14 protein-coding genes and 1 pseudogene are annotated in these 15,049 nt (G+C 71.3%); 5 read left to right on the forward strand and 10 right to left on the reverse strand.

The window, feature by feature from the left end; translation table 11 throughout:
* Positions 1-69 precede the first annotated feature (69 nt).
* Positions 70-2,133, forward strand: coding sequence for an MDR family MFS transporter (locus ACFWBF_RS13885; RefSeq protein ID WP_385600100.1), 2,064 nt, complete (start codon positions 70-72; stop codon positions 2,131-2,133).
* Between the two features lie 15 nt (positions 2,134-2,148).
* On the opposite strand, the gene ACFWBF_RS13890 is transcribed toward ACFWBF_RS13885, so the two are convergent.
* Both ACFWBF_RS13890 and ACFWBF_RS13895 read right to left on the reverse strand, forming a co-directional pair.
* Positions 2,149-2,697, reverse strand: a complete 549-nt coding sequence (locus tag ACFWBF_RS13890) for an NUDIX domain-containing protein (RefSeq protein ID WP_385600103.1) — start codon at positions 2,695-2,697, stop codon at positions 2,149-2,151.
* Positions 2,694-3,344 (reverse strand): helix-turn-helix domain-containing protein, encoded by a 651-nt coding sequence (locus tag ACFWBF_RS13895; RefSeq protein WP_385600106.1) that lies wholly within the window; start codon positions 3,342-3,344, stop codon positions 2,694-2,696. Before ACFWBF_RS13895 ends, ACFWBF_RS13890 begins: the two co-directional genes overlap by 4 nt.
* A gap of 106 nt (positions 3,345-3,450) precedes the next feature.
* On the opposite strand from ACFWBF_RS13895, the gene ACFWBF_RS13900 reads away from it, so the two are divergent.
* On the forward strand, positions 3,451-4,473 hold the full coding sequence (locus tag ACFWBF_RS13900; protein WP_385600109.1) for an NAD(P)/FAD-dependent oxidoreductase: 1,023 nt from the start codon (positions 3,451-3,453) through the stop codon (positions 4,471-4,473).
* Positions 4,474-4,578: 105 nt separating this feature from the next.
* On the forward strand, positions 4,579-5,970 hold the full coding sequence (locus ACFWBF_RS13905; protein WP_385600112.1) for an FAD-dependent oxidoreductase: 1,392 nt from the start codon (positions 4,579-4,581) through the stop codon (positions 5,968-5,970).
* Between the two features lie 4 nt (positions 5,971-5,974).
* On the opposite strand, the pseudogene ACFWBF_RS13910 reads toward ACFWBF_RS13905, so the two are convergent.
* Positions 5,975-6,127 (reverse strand): annotated as a pseudogene (locus ACFWBF_RS13910) (ATP-dependent DNA ligase); the annotation flags it as partial.
* A gap of 194 nt (positions 6,128-6,321) precedes the next feature.
* On the opposite strand from ACFWBF_RS13910, the gene ACFWBF_RS13915 reads away from it, so the two are divergent.
* Entirely contained in the window at positions 6,322-6,678 is a 357-nt protein-coding gene (locus tag ACFWBF_RS13915) for a hypothetical protein (RefSeq protein WP_385600114.1), read from the forward strand.
* Positions 6,679-6,965: 287 nt separating this feature from the next.
* Here the strand turns inward: ACFWBF_RS13915 and ACFWBF_RS13920 are convergent, their stop codons facing one another.
* From ACFWBF_RS13920 to ACFWBF_RS13945, 6 genes are all read right to left on the reverse strand, one after another.
* Positions 6,966-7,388: a hypothetical protein gene (locus ACFWBF_RS13920; RefSeq protein WP_385600117.1), complete on the reverse strand. Its 423-nt coding sequence runs from the start codon at positions 7,386-7,388 to the stop codon at positions 6,966-6,968.
* A gap of 70 nt (positions 7,389-7,458) precedes the next feature.
* The gene (locus ACFWBF_RS13925; RefSeq protein WP_385600209.1) at positions 7,459-7,890 is read right to left on the reverse strand and encodes a hypothetical protein; all 432 of its coding nucleotides are present in this window, start codon (positions 7,888-7,890) and stop codon (positions 7,459-7,461) included.
* Positions 7,891-8,679: 789 nt separating this feature from the next.
* A complete protein-coding gene (locus ACFWBF_RS13930) occupies positions 8,680-9,510 on the reverse strand; it encodes a helix-turn-helix domain-containing protein (RefSeq protein WP_385600120.1) in 831 nt (276 codons plus the stop codon).
* Positions 9,507-10,028, reverse strand: coding sequence for a DUF6879 family protein (locus ACFWBF_RS13935; RefSeq protein WP_385600123.1), 522 nt, complete (start codon positions 10,026-10,028; stop codon positions 9,507-9,509). The genes ACFWBF_RS13930 and ACFWBF_RS13935 overlap by 4 nt, the downstream gene beginning before the upstream one ends.
* Positions 10,015-10,206: a hypothetical protein gene (locus ACFWBF_RS13940; RefSeq protein ID WP_327361134.1), complete on the reverse strand. Its 192-nt coding sequence runs from the start codon at positions 10,204-10,206 to the stop codon at positions 10,015-10,017. Before ACFWBF_RS13940 ends, ACFWBF_RS13935 begins: the two co-directional genes overlap by 14 nt.
* 109 nt (positions 10,207-10,315) lie before the next feature.
* Entirely contained in the window at positions 10,316-11,407 is a 1,092-nt protein-coding gene (locus ACFWBF_RS13945; RefSeq protein WP_385600128.1) for an ATP-dependent DNA ligase, read from the reverse strand.
* Positions 11,408-11,482: 75 nt separating this feature from the next.
* Between ACFWBF_RS13945 and ligD the strand changes: the two genes are divergently transcribed.
* A complete protein-coding gene (gene ligD / locus ACFWBF_RS13950; protein WP_385600131.1) occupies positions 11,483-12,502 on the forward strand; it encodes a non-homologous end-joining DNA ligase in 1,020 nt (339 codons plus the stop codon).
* Between the two features lie 19 nt (positions 12,503-12,521).
* Here ligD and ACFWBF_RS13955 read toward each other — a convergent pair whose 3' ends face one another.
* On the reverse strand, positions 12,522-15,032 hold the full coding sequence (locus tag ACFWBF_RS13955) for a tetratricopeptide repeat protein (protein ID WP_385600133.1): 2,511 nt from the start codon (positions 15,030-15,032) through the stop codon (positions 12,522-12,524).
* Between the last annotated feature and the right edge of the window lie 17 nt (positions 15,033-15,049).

Consider the following 15,049-nt stretch of genomic DNA (forward strand, 5'->3'; position numbering starts at 1 on the left):
AGGCCGGGGCTCACCCGTACGGCCCTGTGCCGGGTGCGGGGGGCCAGGGGCGCTGTGAGAGTGCGAGATGTGACCACTGCCCCTGCCACAGCCGCAGCGCCCCCCGTGCTCGACAGGCGGCGGCGCGACATCATCTTCGGCACGATCATGCTGGGCGTGTTGCTGGCAGCCCTCGACCAGACGATCGTGGGCACGGCCCTGCCCACGATCGTGGCGGACCTCGGCGGCGGGGACCACATGTCGTGGGTGGTCACCTCCTACCTGCTCGCGGAGACCGTCGCGACGGTACTGGTGGGCAAGTTCGGCGACATGTTCGGCCGGAAGCTGATCTTCCAGATCTCGGCGGTCATCTTCATCACCGGCTCCTTCCTGTGCGGCCTCGCGGGCAACATGACCCTGCTCATCCTGTGGCGGGGCGTGCAAGGCATCGGGGCGGGCGGCCTGATGGTCACCTCCATGGCGCTGATCGCCGATGTGGTGCCACTGCGCGAACGGGGCAAGTACCAGGGCGCGATCGGCGCGGTCTTCGGGGTCGCCACCGTCATCGGACCGCTGCTGGGCGGGCTGTTCACCGACAATCTGACCTGGCGCTGGTGCTTCTACGTCAACGTGCCCATCGCCGTCCTGGTGGTGGTCGCCGCCGCACGCACCATCCCCTCGGTACGGGCCGCCGGCCGGCCGGTCATCGACTACCTCGGCATCGCCCTGGTCGCGGTGGGCTCCAGCGCACTGATCCTGGCCACGAGCTGGGGCGGCAACGAGTACGCCTGGACCTCGGGCGTGATCATCGGCCTCTTCGCGGGCGGCGCCCTGGCCCTGGCGCTGTTCTGCCTGGCGGAGACCCGGGCCGCCGAGCCGATGCTGCCCATGCGGCTGTTCCGCAACCCGGTCTTCGCGGTGTGCTCGGTGCTGAGTTTCGTCGTCGGCTTCGCGATGCTCGGCGCGATGACCTTCCTGCCGACCTACTTGCAGTACGTGGACGGGGATTCGGCCACCGTGTCGGGCATCCGCACCCTGCCCATGGTCGTCGGGCTCCTGATCGCCTCCGTCTTCAGCGGCAACGTCATCAGCCAGACGGGGCGATACCGGATCTTCCCCATCGTGGGCAGCGCGGTGATGGGCGCCGGGCTGTACCTGCTGTCGCTGATGGGGCCGGGGACCAGTGCCTGGCTGGAATCGTTGTACATGTTCGTCCTCGGCACCGGCATCGGCCTCTGCATGCAGGTGCTGACCATCGCCGTGCAGAACACCGTGGACTACGCCGACCTCGGCACCGCCACCTCCGGCGTCACCTTCTTCCGTACGCTGGGCAGCGCCTTCGGGACCGCGGTGTTCGGGACGATCTACGCCAACACCCTGACACCCGCGCTGAAGTCGGCGGTCGCCGAGGCCGCCCGGGCCACCGGGGCCGATCCGGCGCAGCTCGGCGCGGCCGCGCAGAGCCCGCAGGGGGTGCACGGGCTCGAACCGGAGGCCGCCGTTCCGGTGATTGCCGCGTACGCGGAGACGTTGCAGACGGTGTTCCTGTGGACCGTGCCGGTGGCGGTGGTCGGCTTCGTGGTCGCCCTCTTCCTCAAGGAGGTCCGGCTGCGGGACAGTGCGCGGGCCGGATCGACGGACATGGGCGACGGTTTCGCCTCGCCGGCCACGGCCTCCGGGGACTCGGCGAAGCTGCTGGAGCTGGCGGTGGGCAAGCTCGTGCGGAACATGGGGCCGGAGACCGCCCGGGGCATCGTGGCGGCCAGCGACACCCGGCTTGACATAGGCGGCGCCTGGGCGGTCATGCAGGTGGACCTGCTGACCCGGACGGTCGGCCACGCCAGCCTGGGCCTGATGGCCTCGCGGCGGTCGCTGCCGCCGGAGGTGCTGCTGCCGGTGTTCGAGCGGATGGCGGACGAGGGTTACCTGACGCGGGAGAACGGTTTCTTCTCGCTCACCCCGGGCGGGCAGCGGGAGGCCGATGTCATCTCGGCGGCGTGGGCGGGCTGGCTCGGGGACCAGTTGGAGAAGGACCGCGGGCGGCCGCGCAGCGCGGAGTTGCGGGTGGCGGCGGACGCCATCGCGAAGCGGCTGCTGGCCGAGGACCTGGAGGAGGGCAACTTCGCGCCGCGGGCGGCGGCGGGGCGTACGTAGCGGCTCGCTGGTGCGTCAAGCCGTCGGGTGCGTCGGCGTCGGGTGCGTCGGGTCCGTCCAGGCCGTCGGGTCCGTCCAGACCGTCGGGTCCGTCCAGACCGTCGGGTAGTCGTACGAGGGCAGGTGCGGCTGGGTCGGCAGCAGCTCGGGGCGCCAGGTGCGGAGGACCGCCGCCGAGGGGGCGTAGAGCGCGGCCGGGATCTCGGAGGGGGCGAACCACTGCCAGCGGGCGATCTTGTCGGGCTCGGTGACCAGCGGGGCGCCCTCGGCGGCTTCGGTGACGGCGGCCGCCGTCAGCCGGGTCACCCCGGACTGCGCGTCGATGTGCACCGACAGGATCCGGATGGCCTCCGGGGCTGCCCGCAGATCCGTTTCCTCCGCCAGCTCGCGCGCGGCGGCGTGCTCGAACCCCTCCCCGGGGTCGACCTTGCCGCCCGGCAGCTCCCAGCGGCCGTCGTGTGCCTGGCCGAGCAGGACGCGGCCGTCGGCGCCGACGACGACCAGGCCGACCCCGACGACGGCGTTGGGCCGGGGGGTGGCTCGTTTCCGCACGGGGAAGCTCATGAGCGTCCTTCCGAGGGTGGGACGGAGGGCTTGGACGGGCGGGCGCGGACATGGATCCGCTCGCCCTGCGGGCCGAACAGGCTGAGGAACTCCGCGGGCTGCGCACCCGCGTTGAAGAAGGCGTGCGGGGTGCGGGTGTCGAACTCGGCCGCCTCCCCGGGGGTGAGGACCAGGTCGTGGTCGCGGCCCAGCAGCACCCGGACCCGCCCGGACAGGACGTACAGCCACTCGTAGCCCTCGTGCACCCTGAGTTCGGGCGGTGGCAGCGCGGGGTCGCGCGGCGGGAGGATCTGCTTGAAGGCGTGCACCCCGCCGAAGTTGCGGGTCAGCGGCACGTAGGTGTCTCCGTGCCGGACGAAGGGCTTCGGGCGGATCCGCGGATCGCCGGTTTCCGGGGCGCCGACCAGCTCGTCGAGCGCCACCCGGTGGGCCCTGGCGAGCGGAAGCAGCAGTTCCAGGGTCGGCTTGCGCTGACCGGACTCCAGCCGGGAGAGGGTGGAGAGTGAGATTCCGGTGGTTTCCGAGAGCTGGGCCAGCGTGGTGCCGCGCTCCCGGCGCAGGGCCCGCAGCCGGGGGCCCACGGCACTGAGCACGCCGGCGAGGTCCTCGTCGTCGTCGCGTCCGCGGTCCGGCTGCTGCGTGGTCATGGCTCCATTTGCCGGTTCGGCAACACCATTTGTCAAGGGAGGGCTCGGTGGAGGGAAATGTGGAGGGAAAGGTGAGGGGAAAGGTGAGGGGAAAGGTGAGGGAAACATGAGGGGAAACATGAGGGACGAATGGTTTGACGTGGTCGTCGTGGGCGGCGGGGCCGCCGGGCTGGCCGGGGCGCTGACCCTGGCGCGGGCGCGCCGGTCGGTACTGGTGATCGACTCCGGCAGCCCGCGCAATGCCCCCGCCGCGCACGTGCACGGCTACCTCGGCCACGACGGGGCGAGCCCCGCCGAACTGCTGGCCAGGGGGCGGGCGGAGGTGGCCGGGTACGGCGGGGAGGTCCGTCCCGGTGCGGCCGTCGCCGCGGACCGGCTGCCCGGCGGGGAATTCCTGGTGCACTGCGCGGACGGCCGGGCCGTACGGGCGGGGCGACTGCTGGTCGCGACCGGGCTGGTGGACGAGCTGCCCGGGGTGCCGGGGCTGGGGGCCCGCTGGGGACGGGACGTGCTGCACTGCCCGTACTGCCACGGCTGGGAGGTGCGGGACCTGCCCTTGGCGGTACTGGCCACCGGCCCGCTCTCCGTGCACCAGGCGCAGCTCTGGCGGCAGTGGAGCGAGCGCGTGACGCTGCTGTCCCACACGTGGCAGCTCGCGGGGGAGGAGCGGGAGCTGCTGGCGGCGCGTGGCATCGAGGTGGTGGAGGGCGAGGTGACGGGCCTGGTCGTGGCCCACGGGGGCGGGGATGAGGGCGGGGACGGCGGCGACGAGGTCGACGGCGACGACGGCTGGCTGGCCGGGGTGACCCTGGCCGGCGGGGGGACCGTGGAGTGCCGGGCGCTCGTGGTGGCCCCGAGGTTCACCGCCCGCGCCGGTGTCCTGACCAGCCTCGGCCTGCCCCTGACCACCCTGGAGCGGGACGGCCACGCCATCGGCACCTGCGTCGACGCCGACCCCGCGACGGGCGCGACCGCCCTGCCCGGGGTGTGGGTGGCGGGGAACGTCGGCGATCCGATGCAGCAGGTCGCGGGCGCGGCGGCGCAGGGCGTACGGGTGGCCGCCGCCGTCAATGCCGACCTCGTCGAGGAGGAGACCCGCCTCGCGCTGCGGGCCCACCGGCGTTCGTAGGACAGGTGTGCGGGTTTCGGTCAGGGTCCGTCCGCGCAGGCTCTGGGCGGTCTGATCGTCATACGGCGCATCGGTTCAGCGGTTCCATCGGCTCAGGGGGGCGCAGTGGCACATGTGCTGGTCATCGGCGGGGGAGTCGGAGGGCAGGCCGCCGCGCTGCTCGCGGCGCGTGCGGGACACGGCGTCGAGCTCTTCGAACGGGACGCACGGGCCCCCGGCACCGCGCTCGACCGCGATTTCTTCGGCTGGCGCCGGCCGGCCGTACCGCAGGCGACCCAGCCGCACGCGCTGCTCGGCGCCGCCCGCAACGTACTGCGCGACGAACTGCCCGACGTCTACGCGGAGATGCTCAGGCTCGGCGCCCGTGAGCGGCACGAGATGGACTGGTTCGACGTACGCCCGCCCGCGCGCCCCGGCGACGAGGACCTCGTCATGCTCCAGGCCCGGCGCATCGTGCTGGAAAGCGCGCTGGCCACCGCCCTGCGCGCCGAACCGGGCGTCGTTGCGCGCCACGGGGAGGCGGTCACCGGGCTGACCTCGGTCCAGGACACCTCCGGGATCCGTGTGACGGGCGTGACCACCGGGGCCGGTTCGTACGAGGGTGACCTCGTGGTGGACGCGTGCGGACGGCGCGGCGGCGGCGAGCGCCGGCTCGCCGCGGCGGGCTGCCGGCCCGCGCTCATGGAACGGCACCGCACGGGCCTCGCGTACTTCTGCCGCTGGTACCGGCTGCCCGCGGGACGGGAGGAGGGGCCGCGCCGGCCCTGGACGGTGACGGGCGGCAGCTTCGCCGGGTGCGCGGTGTTCCCGGCCGACAACCGCCTCTTCGCCGTCACCCTCTTCGTGCACACCGAGGACACCACGCGCTCGGCGCTGCGCCATCCCGCCGTCTTCGAGGCCGCCGCGCGGGCCTTTCCGCCCGGCGCGGCCTGGCTGGCGGCGGGGGTCGAGCCGGTCTCGGACGTACTGGCCACCGCGAGCCTCGACAACCGGTGGAGCCCGTACGCCGACGAGCGGGGGCCGGTGGTGGCCGGGCTGGTACCCGTCGGTGACGCCATCACCCATACCAACCCGACGCTGGGACAGGGCACTTCGCTGGCGCTGTGGGCCGCGCTCCGGGTGGCCCGTACGGCGCACGAGGACCCGGGATCGGTGCGGTTCGCGGCCGAGTACCACGCGTGGGCCGTGCGCACGCTGAAGCCGTGGTTCGACTTCCAGGTCGTCGCCGACGCGGCGATCGGCGAGCGGTTCGCGACCCGGGCCGTGCGTACGGGGACGGCCCGCGAGGTGGCGGCGCTGTTCGACTGCGCGCTGGAGGACCCGGAGGTGATGCGGGCCCGGGCCCGGGTCCGGCACCTGGCCGAGCCGCCGGAGCGGGCGTACGCGGACCCGCAGGTACGGGCCAGGGTGGCCCGGTGGCTGGCGGCGCGGCCCGACTACGAGCCGAACGCGGCCGGCCCGGACCGGGGCGAGTGGGAGAAGCTGACGGCGGGCTGAGGCCTCACCCGACGGCCCCGAGCACCTCGGCGAGGTCATAGCCGACGACCTCCTCGAGCTGGGCGTAGGTACAGCTCTCCGGGGCGCGGTCGGGCCGCCAGCGGCGGAACTGGGCGGTGTGCCGGAAGCGGTCGCCCTCCATGTGGTCGTACGCGACCGCGTGCAGGCCCCCTTCCAACGGCTCTCGACAGGCGAGGGCCGGGGCATGGAGGGAAGATCCGCACATGGACCAGGTACGTCTACTGGGGGGCGCTGCGCGAGTCGAAGGGGCGGGACTGGTCGGGCTCGTTCGACGGCCAAGAGAAGGACGTACCGGGAGTGGCCGCGAGGCATCGCGGCATCCTGGTAGAGATGACACGGGACCGCGATGGGTCTGGCCGGGAGATCCGACTGTTCGACCGGCCGGATCTTGGTCCGTGGCTGAAGAAGCCCGACCTTTACGACGGCATCGCCGTTCAGAAGATGGACCGCCTGACTCGTAGGCCCGTGGACAGCTACCTGTTCTTCGAGTGGTGCAAGGAGCACGCGAACCCAGGGGGCGAGGAGGGGGCGGTACGCGGGTGGGTCTACTGGAGGCCCAACGAGTCGAGGAATTCGGACGCGATCCCAGGCTGCTTCACCGTGTGCTCGGTGTTGTTGTCAATAGTGGTGTCCTCCTCCGCCACAGCTGCGCCGCCACCGCTGCCAGCGTTCCTTGACTGGCCCTGATTGATGGCGAAGTTTGAGCCGGGGCCGGGGTCGGCCTGAGCGGTGCCTCCGAAGGGCAGGGTTGCCCCCGCGAGAGCTACAGCGGCCAGTACACGCTTCGTGTTGTTCATGCCCCGCCAACGATCACGGAGCATCGTGGTCACGGAGGTGACTCCGCCCAGGTCTCAGGGCCTCCCCCGCGCCACTCGAAGAGCGCTTCGTCCGCGAGGTTCACGGCGGTTCCGCGGGGATGCCGGCGGGGCGGGTGACTGGCAAAATCCGGTGGGACCGCTCTCAACTTGGCATAGCTAGGCCTTGTGGATCGGATCGTACGCGGCCACTTGTTCCGGGGCGACCTCCTCAACCGTGAGGTTCCCCGTCCATAGGTGGTCGCGGTAGCAGTACCCGTGAAGCTCTGCCCGTCGCCCTTGGGTGACTTTCCACCTACCTGTGGGCAGTTTCACCACCAGGTCGCTGCCGCACGCGAACGACCGGCTTGCCTGCGCCATGATCCAGCGCGCGTGGTCGGCGGGGCCCTCCGTCTCCCGGCACATCTTCCGGGCTGTGTCCCACAGTCGCCCCCACTCGACGCCAGGAGTCAGGGGGCCGACGATCGCAACTTCCCCGATGTTCCTGCTGTCCAAGGAGTGAGTGGCGTAGCCGTACACCGTGCCGAACATCCGGAACACCGTGACTCGGCTCTGCCCTACCAAGGGCTCAACAACTGCCATGCGGCTAACCTCTGTTCATGGGTGAGCCCCGGGTGCATTGGCCGCACCCGGGGCTCATCTCTCGGGTGGATCAGCAGCCGTCGCCGTCGCCGCAGCAGGCCGGGGGGTTGCAGTCCTTCGCGGAGCCCCACAGCCGCTCGTCGACGTAGAAGCCAGCCGCCTTGACGCGGTCTACGACGGAGCCGATCAGCGGGCGTGTGCGGACGGTGGCCTTCGGCTCGTGTCCGAGGAAGAACCCGAACTGCTCCTCACACCACGCGGCGTACGCCTGCGTGTGGAGCACGAACGAGTGCCAGCCGGGGTCAACCGCGTCCGACGGGGTCATGTCGAACGCGCGGGTGGCGCCCATGACCTTGAGGAAGGCAAGGGCCTGGTCCACGATCCGGCGAGCGGTGGATAGCTCGTGTCCGTACTCCTCGGAGCAGAACACGGAGACCTTCTCGAACAGCTCGGGACTGACGAGGCCCCGCCCGTGCCGTAAGGCGACGGGAGTTTCCAGCATGGTCGTCACAGTGAGATTCCCTCTCTCTCGACGGTTGGGGACTGGTTACGCGGCGGGCGGGGGCGGGAACTTCTCGCCGCCCTCCTTGTCGCCCGGGTCGGTCATCGCTTCACCTCCTCTCGACGTGCGGCCGGCATACGTGCCGCCCTACAAGGAGGGCGGGGAGCAAGCTGGTTGGGCCCGCTCACCAGCGAATGCGCTGTGCGTTTCCTCCGGCGCAGTCGGGGCACCGGCGGCGGCCGAGCTTGCACATGCGGCACCGCTCGTAGTCGAACCCGCAGCAGTAGTCGCACCAGACCATCCGGCGCCCGATGCAGGTGCCGCATGAGGTGGCTCCGGGGATCAGGTGAGTGCTGACGTCTACCGGGTCTGGGCCAGGCGTCACGGCCGTATCTCGGCAGTGCTGCTGAGGCCGCCGCAACCGATCACCTACGACGCCTCATGTGCGGGTGATTGCGGATCTCCGTGTTCACCTGGGCCACGGTGCGAAGGTCGCCCTCGTCATAGGCTTCGAGCCGCTCGACATCCAGAGCGGTGCAGACCCCGCAGTGTTCGGCAGGCTCCGGCCACTGGCTCTTGTCTATGACCGCGCTACCGACGACCTTCACTGGTGACCCCGGGCGGCGTGGCGCCGGATCAGTACGTTCCTGTCGCTCACGACCGTGCCCGCCAGGGGGCCCGTCGCCTCAGAGCGTTCGATTGCCCACTCGTTGCTGCCGCCATCACCGCACCCCTTCAAGTCACCTTCGCTGCATGGGCAGCAATAGTGACCGGGGGTCAAAGGCGTTCCTAGTCGGTTTCCTGTTCCGTCAAAAAGCCGTCTCGGATGCCTTCAACGAGGCTCCGCATTCCGTCGCCGGACGAGGACGACTTCTCAAATCCCTCGAACTTGCGGACATACATTCCAACGTCATGTGGGTCCGTTACGACTATCTCCGCGTGGACCGTTTCGACAGTCACCATCCGGTCGTCACGGATGACGAAGGCATGATTGGCGATGTCGGTTTGAGGTGCGGAGAGTGGCACGACTCTGATGTCCACGTGCGTGAGGCGGGACACGGACACGATGCGGTCAAGCTGTGCAGCCATCATCTGTGGCGACACGATCCGCCAGCGGAGGACTTGTTCGGTGATGACGAAGCGAAGTCTCTTCGTGCTGTCGAACAGCACGGCCTGACGCTCAAGGCGCCCGCTGATGGTCCGGGTAAGGGCATCCTCGCTGAGGTCGTGGCGTTGCAGGATGGCGCGGATGTACTCGGGTGTCTGGAGCAGCCCGGGTACCAGGGCGGGCTGGAAGAGCCGCAGGACGGCCATCTGAGCCTCAAGGGCCTTCGCCGCCTGCTGGCCCTTATGAACGCCGGCTCGCTTGAGGAGACGCCACGCGGTGGCCTCCGTAGTGGCCGCACGGGCGGCTTCCGTGTACTCGGCCTTGATGGCGTCCGAGACGCCTATGGCGGTGAGGATGCGTTCTACGTCCGTGGCGCTCGGGAGGAGGTTGGCGTTCTCAATCTTGGAGAGCTTGGACGGGGACATGAGGGCGCTACGGGCTACCGCTTTGGCTTCCTTCCCGGATGCCTCTCGCAGCGCCCGCAGCGCGGCCCCAAGCTGTGCTTTGTTCACTCGCCGTACTTGGTCCACCAGTCGGTGAACGGTTCCGCGTGAGCGAGTGCCGTTTCCCGGTAGGCGACGTAAGCGGCGGCTTCGTCCTGCGGGAGAACGTCGGCGCCGAGGTACCCCCCGGCGTCGTCGTACCGCATCACGGCGGTGTCCTTGGAATCGAAGAGCCAGAAGTCCGGGGCGGCTTCGAGCGGGTTCGGCGCGTCCGTCACGTCGAGGATGAAGAACTCTTCCCCGCCGGTCATGTTCGTTCGGTAGCCCCAGCCCAGCTCGAAGCGGAGGTACTCCGTGAGGGGCCGCTTGAGGACGTGCACGCGGTAGACCCGCTTGCCCTCGTGGGTGAGGCTCCGGAGTTCTTCGACCCATCCGGCGTTGTAGCCCTCCGGCTGCGGCTGGCCAGCCTGGAAGGCCCGGTATGCGTCAACGTTCCCGGAGCCGCTGTAGTCGTCCAGGGTTTCCAGGCGGAATGCCTCGTGCTGGAAGCGCTCGAAGAGCTCGGCGAGGGTGCTAGATGAGGCCATCGGCAATGGCCTTCTTGATCAGCTCTACGGGGATCTCCACGAGGGTTTCGTGAGCGGGAATCTTGAGTCCGTGGTCGGTGGGCGTCTCCCCCTGGACGAGGAACGTGCCCCTGTCGGTCGCGTAGATCGTCGGGCAGTCCTTGAGGTCACAGGTGCTGATCAGCTTGGTCACCTTCATGGCTTCCGGTTCCCCTCTCCCGTTCGGCTGAGTGCCGCGTTCGATGCTCCCGAGCCTGTGACCCCGGGGTCAAGCGATCACGGTTGAGAGAACGGGAAACCGGCCGTGTCTACGTGCCCTTGATGCCCAACACCTCGTCCAGGTCGTAGCCCACCACTTCCTCAAGCTGGTCGTAGGTGCAGCTCTCAGGGGTCCGGTCGGGGCGCCAGCGGCGCCACCGGGCCGTGTGCCGAAACCTTCCTCCTTCGCCACCGTCTACGCTGTTGGTAAGGGTGTCGTACGCGACCTCGCAGACCCGCTCGGGGCTCAGCGGGATCCAGGAGAGGTCCTTCTTGCCGGTCCAGCGGCTCTGCGCGCCGGGCAGCCGGGCGCTCTCGTGGGCGGACTCCTCGGCCCAGGCCGCCCAGGGGTGCCCGGTGGCGTCGGCCATCCGCAGCGGCTGGAGTTCCTCCACCAGCTCGGCGCGGCGCTTCATGGGGAAGGCGGCGCAGACGCCCACGTGCTGGAGGGCGCCATGGGCGTCGTACAGCCCGAGCAGCAGCGATCCGACAATCGGACCGCTCTTGTGGAAACGGAAACCGGCGACGACGGCATCGGCCGTACGCTCGTGCTTGATCTTGAACATGAGGCGGGCGTCGGGCCGGTAGGGGAGATCGAGGGGTTTGGCGATCACCCCGTCGAGCCCGGCGCCCTCGAACCGCTCGAACCACTCCCGCGCGAGGGCGGGGTCGGTGGTCGCGGGCGCGAGATGAACGGGGGGCCGAGCGGTGGAAAGGGCGTCGACGAGCGCGGTACGGCGATCGGCGAGCGGGGTGTCGAGGAGCGCCTCGTCGCCCAGCGCGAGCAGGTCGAAGGCGACGAAGCTGGCGGGGGTCGCCTCGGCGAGCATCTTCACGCGGGAGGCCGCGGGGTGGATCCGCTCGGTGAGGCGGTCGAAGTCGAGCCGCCCGCCCTGAACGATGACGATCTCGCCGTCCACGACGCAGCGGGCCGGCAGATTCTCCTTCAGGGCCGCCGCCAGCTCCGGGAAGTACCGGGTCAGGGACTTGCCCGTGCGGCTGCCGATCTCGATCTCGTCGCCGTCGCGGTGGACGATGGCCCGAAAGCCGTCCCACTTGGCCTCGTACTGCATGCCGGGCGGGATCTTGGCCACGGACTTGGCGAGCATCGGCTTCACGGGCGGCATCACCGGCAGATCCATGCCTCCGATTCTGCGGTGGTACGTCCGGACCCGCCCGGTATGCGCACCCGGCCGGGCCCGCCTACCGTGGCGCACATGGGTGCTGCGGGCAATGCCATCGAGCTGGACGCGGGCGGGCGGGCGGTACGGCTGTCCAACCCGGACAAGGTGTACTTCCCCGAGCGCGGTCTCACCAAGGGGGACGTGGCCGCGTACTACCTCGCGGTCGCGGACGGCATCACCCGCGCCCTGCGCAACCGCCCCACGACCCTGGAGCGGTACCCGGACGGGGTGGAGGGCGAGTCCTTCTTCCAGAAACGGGCCCCGAAGAACCTCCCGGACTGGATCCCGACCGCCCACATCGCCTTCCCGAGCGGCCGCACGGCCGACGAGATCTGCCCGACCGAGCCGGCCGCCGTGCTGTGGGCCGCCAATCTGGGCTGCCTCACCTTCCACCCCTGGCCGGTGCGCCGTACGGACACCGACCGGCCCGACGAGCTGCGGATCGACCTGGATCCACAGCCGGGCACCGACTACCGCGACGCGGTGGCGGCCGCCCACGAACTGCGCGTACTCCTCGAGGAACTGGGCCTGCGCGGCTGGCCCAAGACCTCGGGCGGACGCGGGCTGCACGTCTTCGTGCCGATCGCGCCGCGCTGGACCTTCACGGAGGTCCGCAGGTGCGCCATCGCGATCGGCCGGGACCTGGAGCGCAGGATGCCGGGGAAGGTCACCACCGCCTGGTGGAAGGAGGAGCGCGGCGAGCGGATCTTCGTCGACTACAACCAGACGGCGCGCGACCGCACCATCGCCTGCGCCTACTCCGTCCGCCCGCGCCCCCACGCCCCGGTGTCGGCGCCGCTGCGCTGGGACGAACTGGACGACGCGGAGCCGCGGGACTTCGACATCGTGACGATGCCGGCGCGCTTCGCGGAACTGGGCGACCTGCACGCGGACATGGACGACCACGCCTTCGTGCTCGACGCCGCCCTGGAGCTCGCGGAGCGCCAGGAACAGGACCACGGCCTGGGCGACATGCCTTACCCCCCGGACTACCCCAAAATGCCGGGCGAACCCAAACGCGTCCAACCGAGCCGCGCCAAACACGAGGACTGACCCCGCGCGCGGTCGGGTGTCATCCGTCGCCCGGCCCCGGTCCCGGACCCTCAGTCATCTCCCACGATTCCGAGGGCGTGCCGTCCGCGTCGAGCCCGTGGAGCCACCACCTGTCCTGCCAGTTCCTGCCGCCGAAGTTGAGGGCGGCCCCCGAGTCGGCGGCCTGTCGGTAGAGGACTTCGGCCCGGTCGTGCTCCGCGGCACGCTCCAGCATGTCGGCGAGGTGGACCAGGGCGTCGGCGTTGCCCGAGTCGGCGGCCTGCCGGTAGAGGGCTTCCGCGCCGGTCCGGTCCCCGGCGAGCGCCCGGACGTCGGCGAGGTGGACCAGGGCGTCGACGTTGCCCGAGTCGGCAGCCCGCCGGTACAGGGCTTCGGCGCGGTCGCGCTCTCCGGCACGCTCCAGCATGTGCGCGATGCGGTGGAGGAGCCCGGCATTGCCGGTGTCCGCGGCCCACTGGTAGAGGGCTTCCGCTCCGGCCCGGTCCCCGGCGCGCTTCCGCATGGACAGGAGGCGGTACAGGGCGTTGACGCTCCCTGCGGCGGCGGCCTCCCGATAGAGCGGTTCGGCGCCGGCCTGGTCCCCGGCGCGCTCCAGAACGCCCGCGAGACGGACCAAGACGGTGACGCTGCCGGATTCGACAGCCTGCCGGTAGAGGTTCTCGGCGCCGGCCCGGTCCCCGGAGCGTTCCCGGATGTCCGCGAGCTGTGTCAAGGCGTCGACGTTGCCCGAGTCGGCGGCTCGCCGGTAGAGGGCTTCCGCGCCGGCTCGGTCACCGGCGCGCTCCCGCATGTCGGCGAGGTGGGCGAGCGCGTCGGCGCTGCCGGCGTCGGCGGCCCGCCGGTAAAGGGCTTCGGCTCCGGCTTGGTCCCCGGCGCCCTCCAGCCCGTCCGCGAGGCGGTACAGGGCGTGTTTGTTGCCGGCGTCGGCGGCTCGCCGGTACAGGGCTTGGGCGCCGGCCTGGTCCCCGGCCTCCTCCCGCATTCCCGCGAGACTGACCAGGGCAGTCGCGCTGCCGGATTCGACCGCACGCCACCGGAGGTGGTGCGCCCACTGGAGGCGGTGGCGGAGGTGGGCGGCGTTGGCGAGGTTGGCGAGGTCGTCGGGATGGGTGAGGTGGGTGTGGGCTGCGTGCCAGAACGAGGCGGGAGGGCACAGCCTGCTGCGGGTGGTGCGCCCTTGCTGTTCGAGGTAGTCGGCAAGCCGGAAGGCCGGTCCCGTTGAGACGGCGGGGGTGGAGGCAGGGGCCGGGCTGCCGGGGGGCCGGTGCCGGGGGCGGGCCGCAGTGCGGCGCAGGGGGGCCTGCTTGCCGTGGACGGGGCGGGCCAGCTCGGCGAAGGCGGCCGGCGCCCAGTCCTCGCCGAGCTCCTCGTAGTCGTAGTCACTGAGGTAGTCGGTGGCGGCCTCGGTGAGGAACGTCTGCGGCAGGTGCAGTCCCACGCCGAGGCGGCGGGCGTCCATCGCCGCCTCCGTGATCGCCCTGGCGCCCGGGGTGGCGTGTTCGTGGCGGCGCAGCAGTTCGGGGGCTCCGGCCAGGTCCTGTGTCACCTGGCCATGGGCTCCGGCCCGGGTGAGGGTGTCGGCCAGCAGTCCGTCGCCGCCTTCGGCCAGCGCGGCTGCGGTCCGCAGCGCTGCCTGGTCGAAGGCGTCGGGGATGGTGAGGGTGCGGCCGGCCAGGAGTTCGCGGACCCGGCTGTGCGGATCCGGCTGTCCGGGGGAGGGCAGGGCCGTGTACTGGTGGTCGTATTCGGGCCACAAAGTGCCCAGGACCAGGACGGGTGCGCGGCCGGGGTGGGTGAGAAGGGTGTGCAGGGCGGCTGCGATGCGCTCGCCCGCCCGCGGGTCCGCGAGGTAGTGCTGGGCCTCGTTCAGCCACACGACGGTGTGCGGGCGGACGCGTTCGAGGTCCTCCAGCGCGGCGTCGGCGCGGGTCGGGTCGAAGGGGTGCCACAGCCGCCACCCGTCAACGGCGAGGGGCTGGACCGCTTCCCAGCACGCCCTGGTCTTGCCGGTCGAAGACGTCCCGACCAGGACGACCATGCGGCTGTGTCCTCGCGCGGCTTCCCGCACCGCCCGGGCGAGGACGCGGTCGTGGTCCCGGCGGACGTAGCCGGGCAGCCGAGCCGTGACGGCGCCGGGCGCCTGGTCCTGGGGGGCCGGCCCCGCCGGGTGGACTTCCAGGTCGTGGGGGTTCCACTGGCCGATCGGCCGGCCCGGGCCCTGTTCTGTGCCCGGGCCCGGGCCCGGGCCCGGGCCCGGTTCCGCGCCGGGTCCCGGCTCCGCCGTGGCGCGTCGCCGCAGATCGAGCAGTTCCGGCTCCGGTAGGTGCAGCACGCGTGCCAGAGCCGCCACGGTGGCGGCCGACGGCGGGTCAGGCGCGCTCGTCTGAAAGGCCAGTTGCACGGTGGTGCGACCCAGTCGGGCCCGGGTGGCGGCCTGGACCTTGGTCAAACCGGTGGCGGCCAGGGCGTCGGACAGTCGTTGTCTCAGCTCGGCAAGGGCTGCAGCGGCCGCGGCCCGCTCCTCGTTCACGTGTCCGTCCCCTGGCC

This window comes from Streptomyces sp. NPDC060028, from assembly GCF_042736725.1.
Taxonomy (GTDB): domain Bacteria; phylum Actinomycetota; class Actinomycetes; order Streptomycetales; family Streptomycetaceae; genus Streptomyces.

Coding starts and splice junctions, on each gene's coding strand:
- ACFWBF_RS13890 (WP_385600103.1), bottom strand. CDS start 2,697: ATGAGCTTCCCCGTGCGGAAACGAGCCACCCCCCGGCCCAACGCCGTC.
- ACFWBF_RS13895 (WP_385600106.1), bottom strand. CDS start 3,344: ATGACCACGCAGCAGCCGGACCGCGGACGCGACGACGACGAGGACCTC.
- ACFWBF_RS13900 (WP_385600109.1), top strand. CDS start 3,451: ATGAGGGGAAACATGAGGGACGAATGGTTTGACGTGGTCGTCGTGGGC.
- ACFWBF_RS13915 (WP_385600114.1), top strand. CDS start 6,322: ATGACACGGGACCGCGATGGGTCTGGCCGGGAGATCCGACTGTTCGAC.
- ACFWBF_RS13920 (WP_385600117.1), bottom strand. CDS start 7,388: ATGGCAGTTGTTGAGCCCTTGGTAGGGCAGAGCCGAGTCACGGTGTTC.
- ACFWBF_RS13925 (WP_385600209.1), bottom strand. CDS start 7,890: ATGCTGGAAACTCCCGTCGCCTTACGGCACGGGCGGGGCCTCGTCAGT.
- ACFWBF_RS13935 (WP_385600123.1), bottom strand. CDS start 10,028: ATGGCCTCATCTAGCACCCTCGCCGAGCTCTTCGAGCGCTTCCAGCAC.
- ACFWBF_RS13940 (WP_327361134.1), bottom strand. CDS start 10,206: ATGAAGGTGACCAAGCTGATCAGCACCTGTGACCTCAAGGACTGCCCG.
- ACFWBF_RS13945 (WP_385600128.1), bottom strand. CDS start 11,407: ATGGATCTGCCGGTGATGCCGCCCGTGAAGCCGATGCTCGCCAAGTCC.
- ligD (WP_385600131.1), top strand. CDS start 11,483: ATGGGTGCTGCGGGCAATGCCATCGAGCTGGACGCGGGCGGGCGGGCG.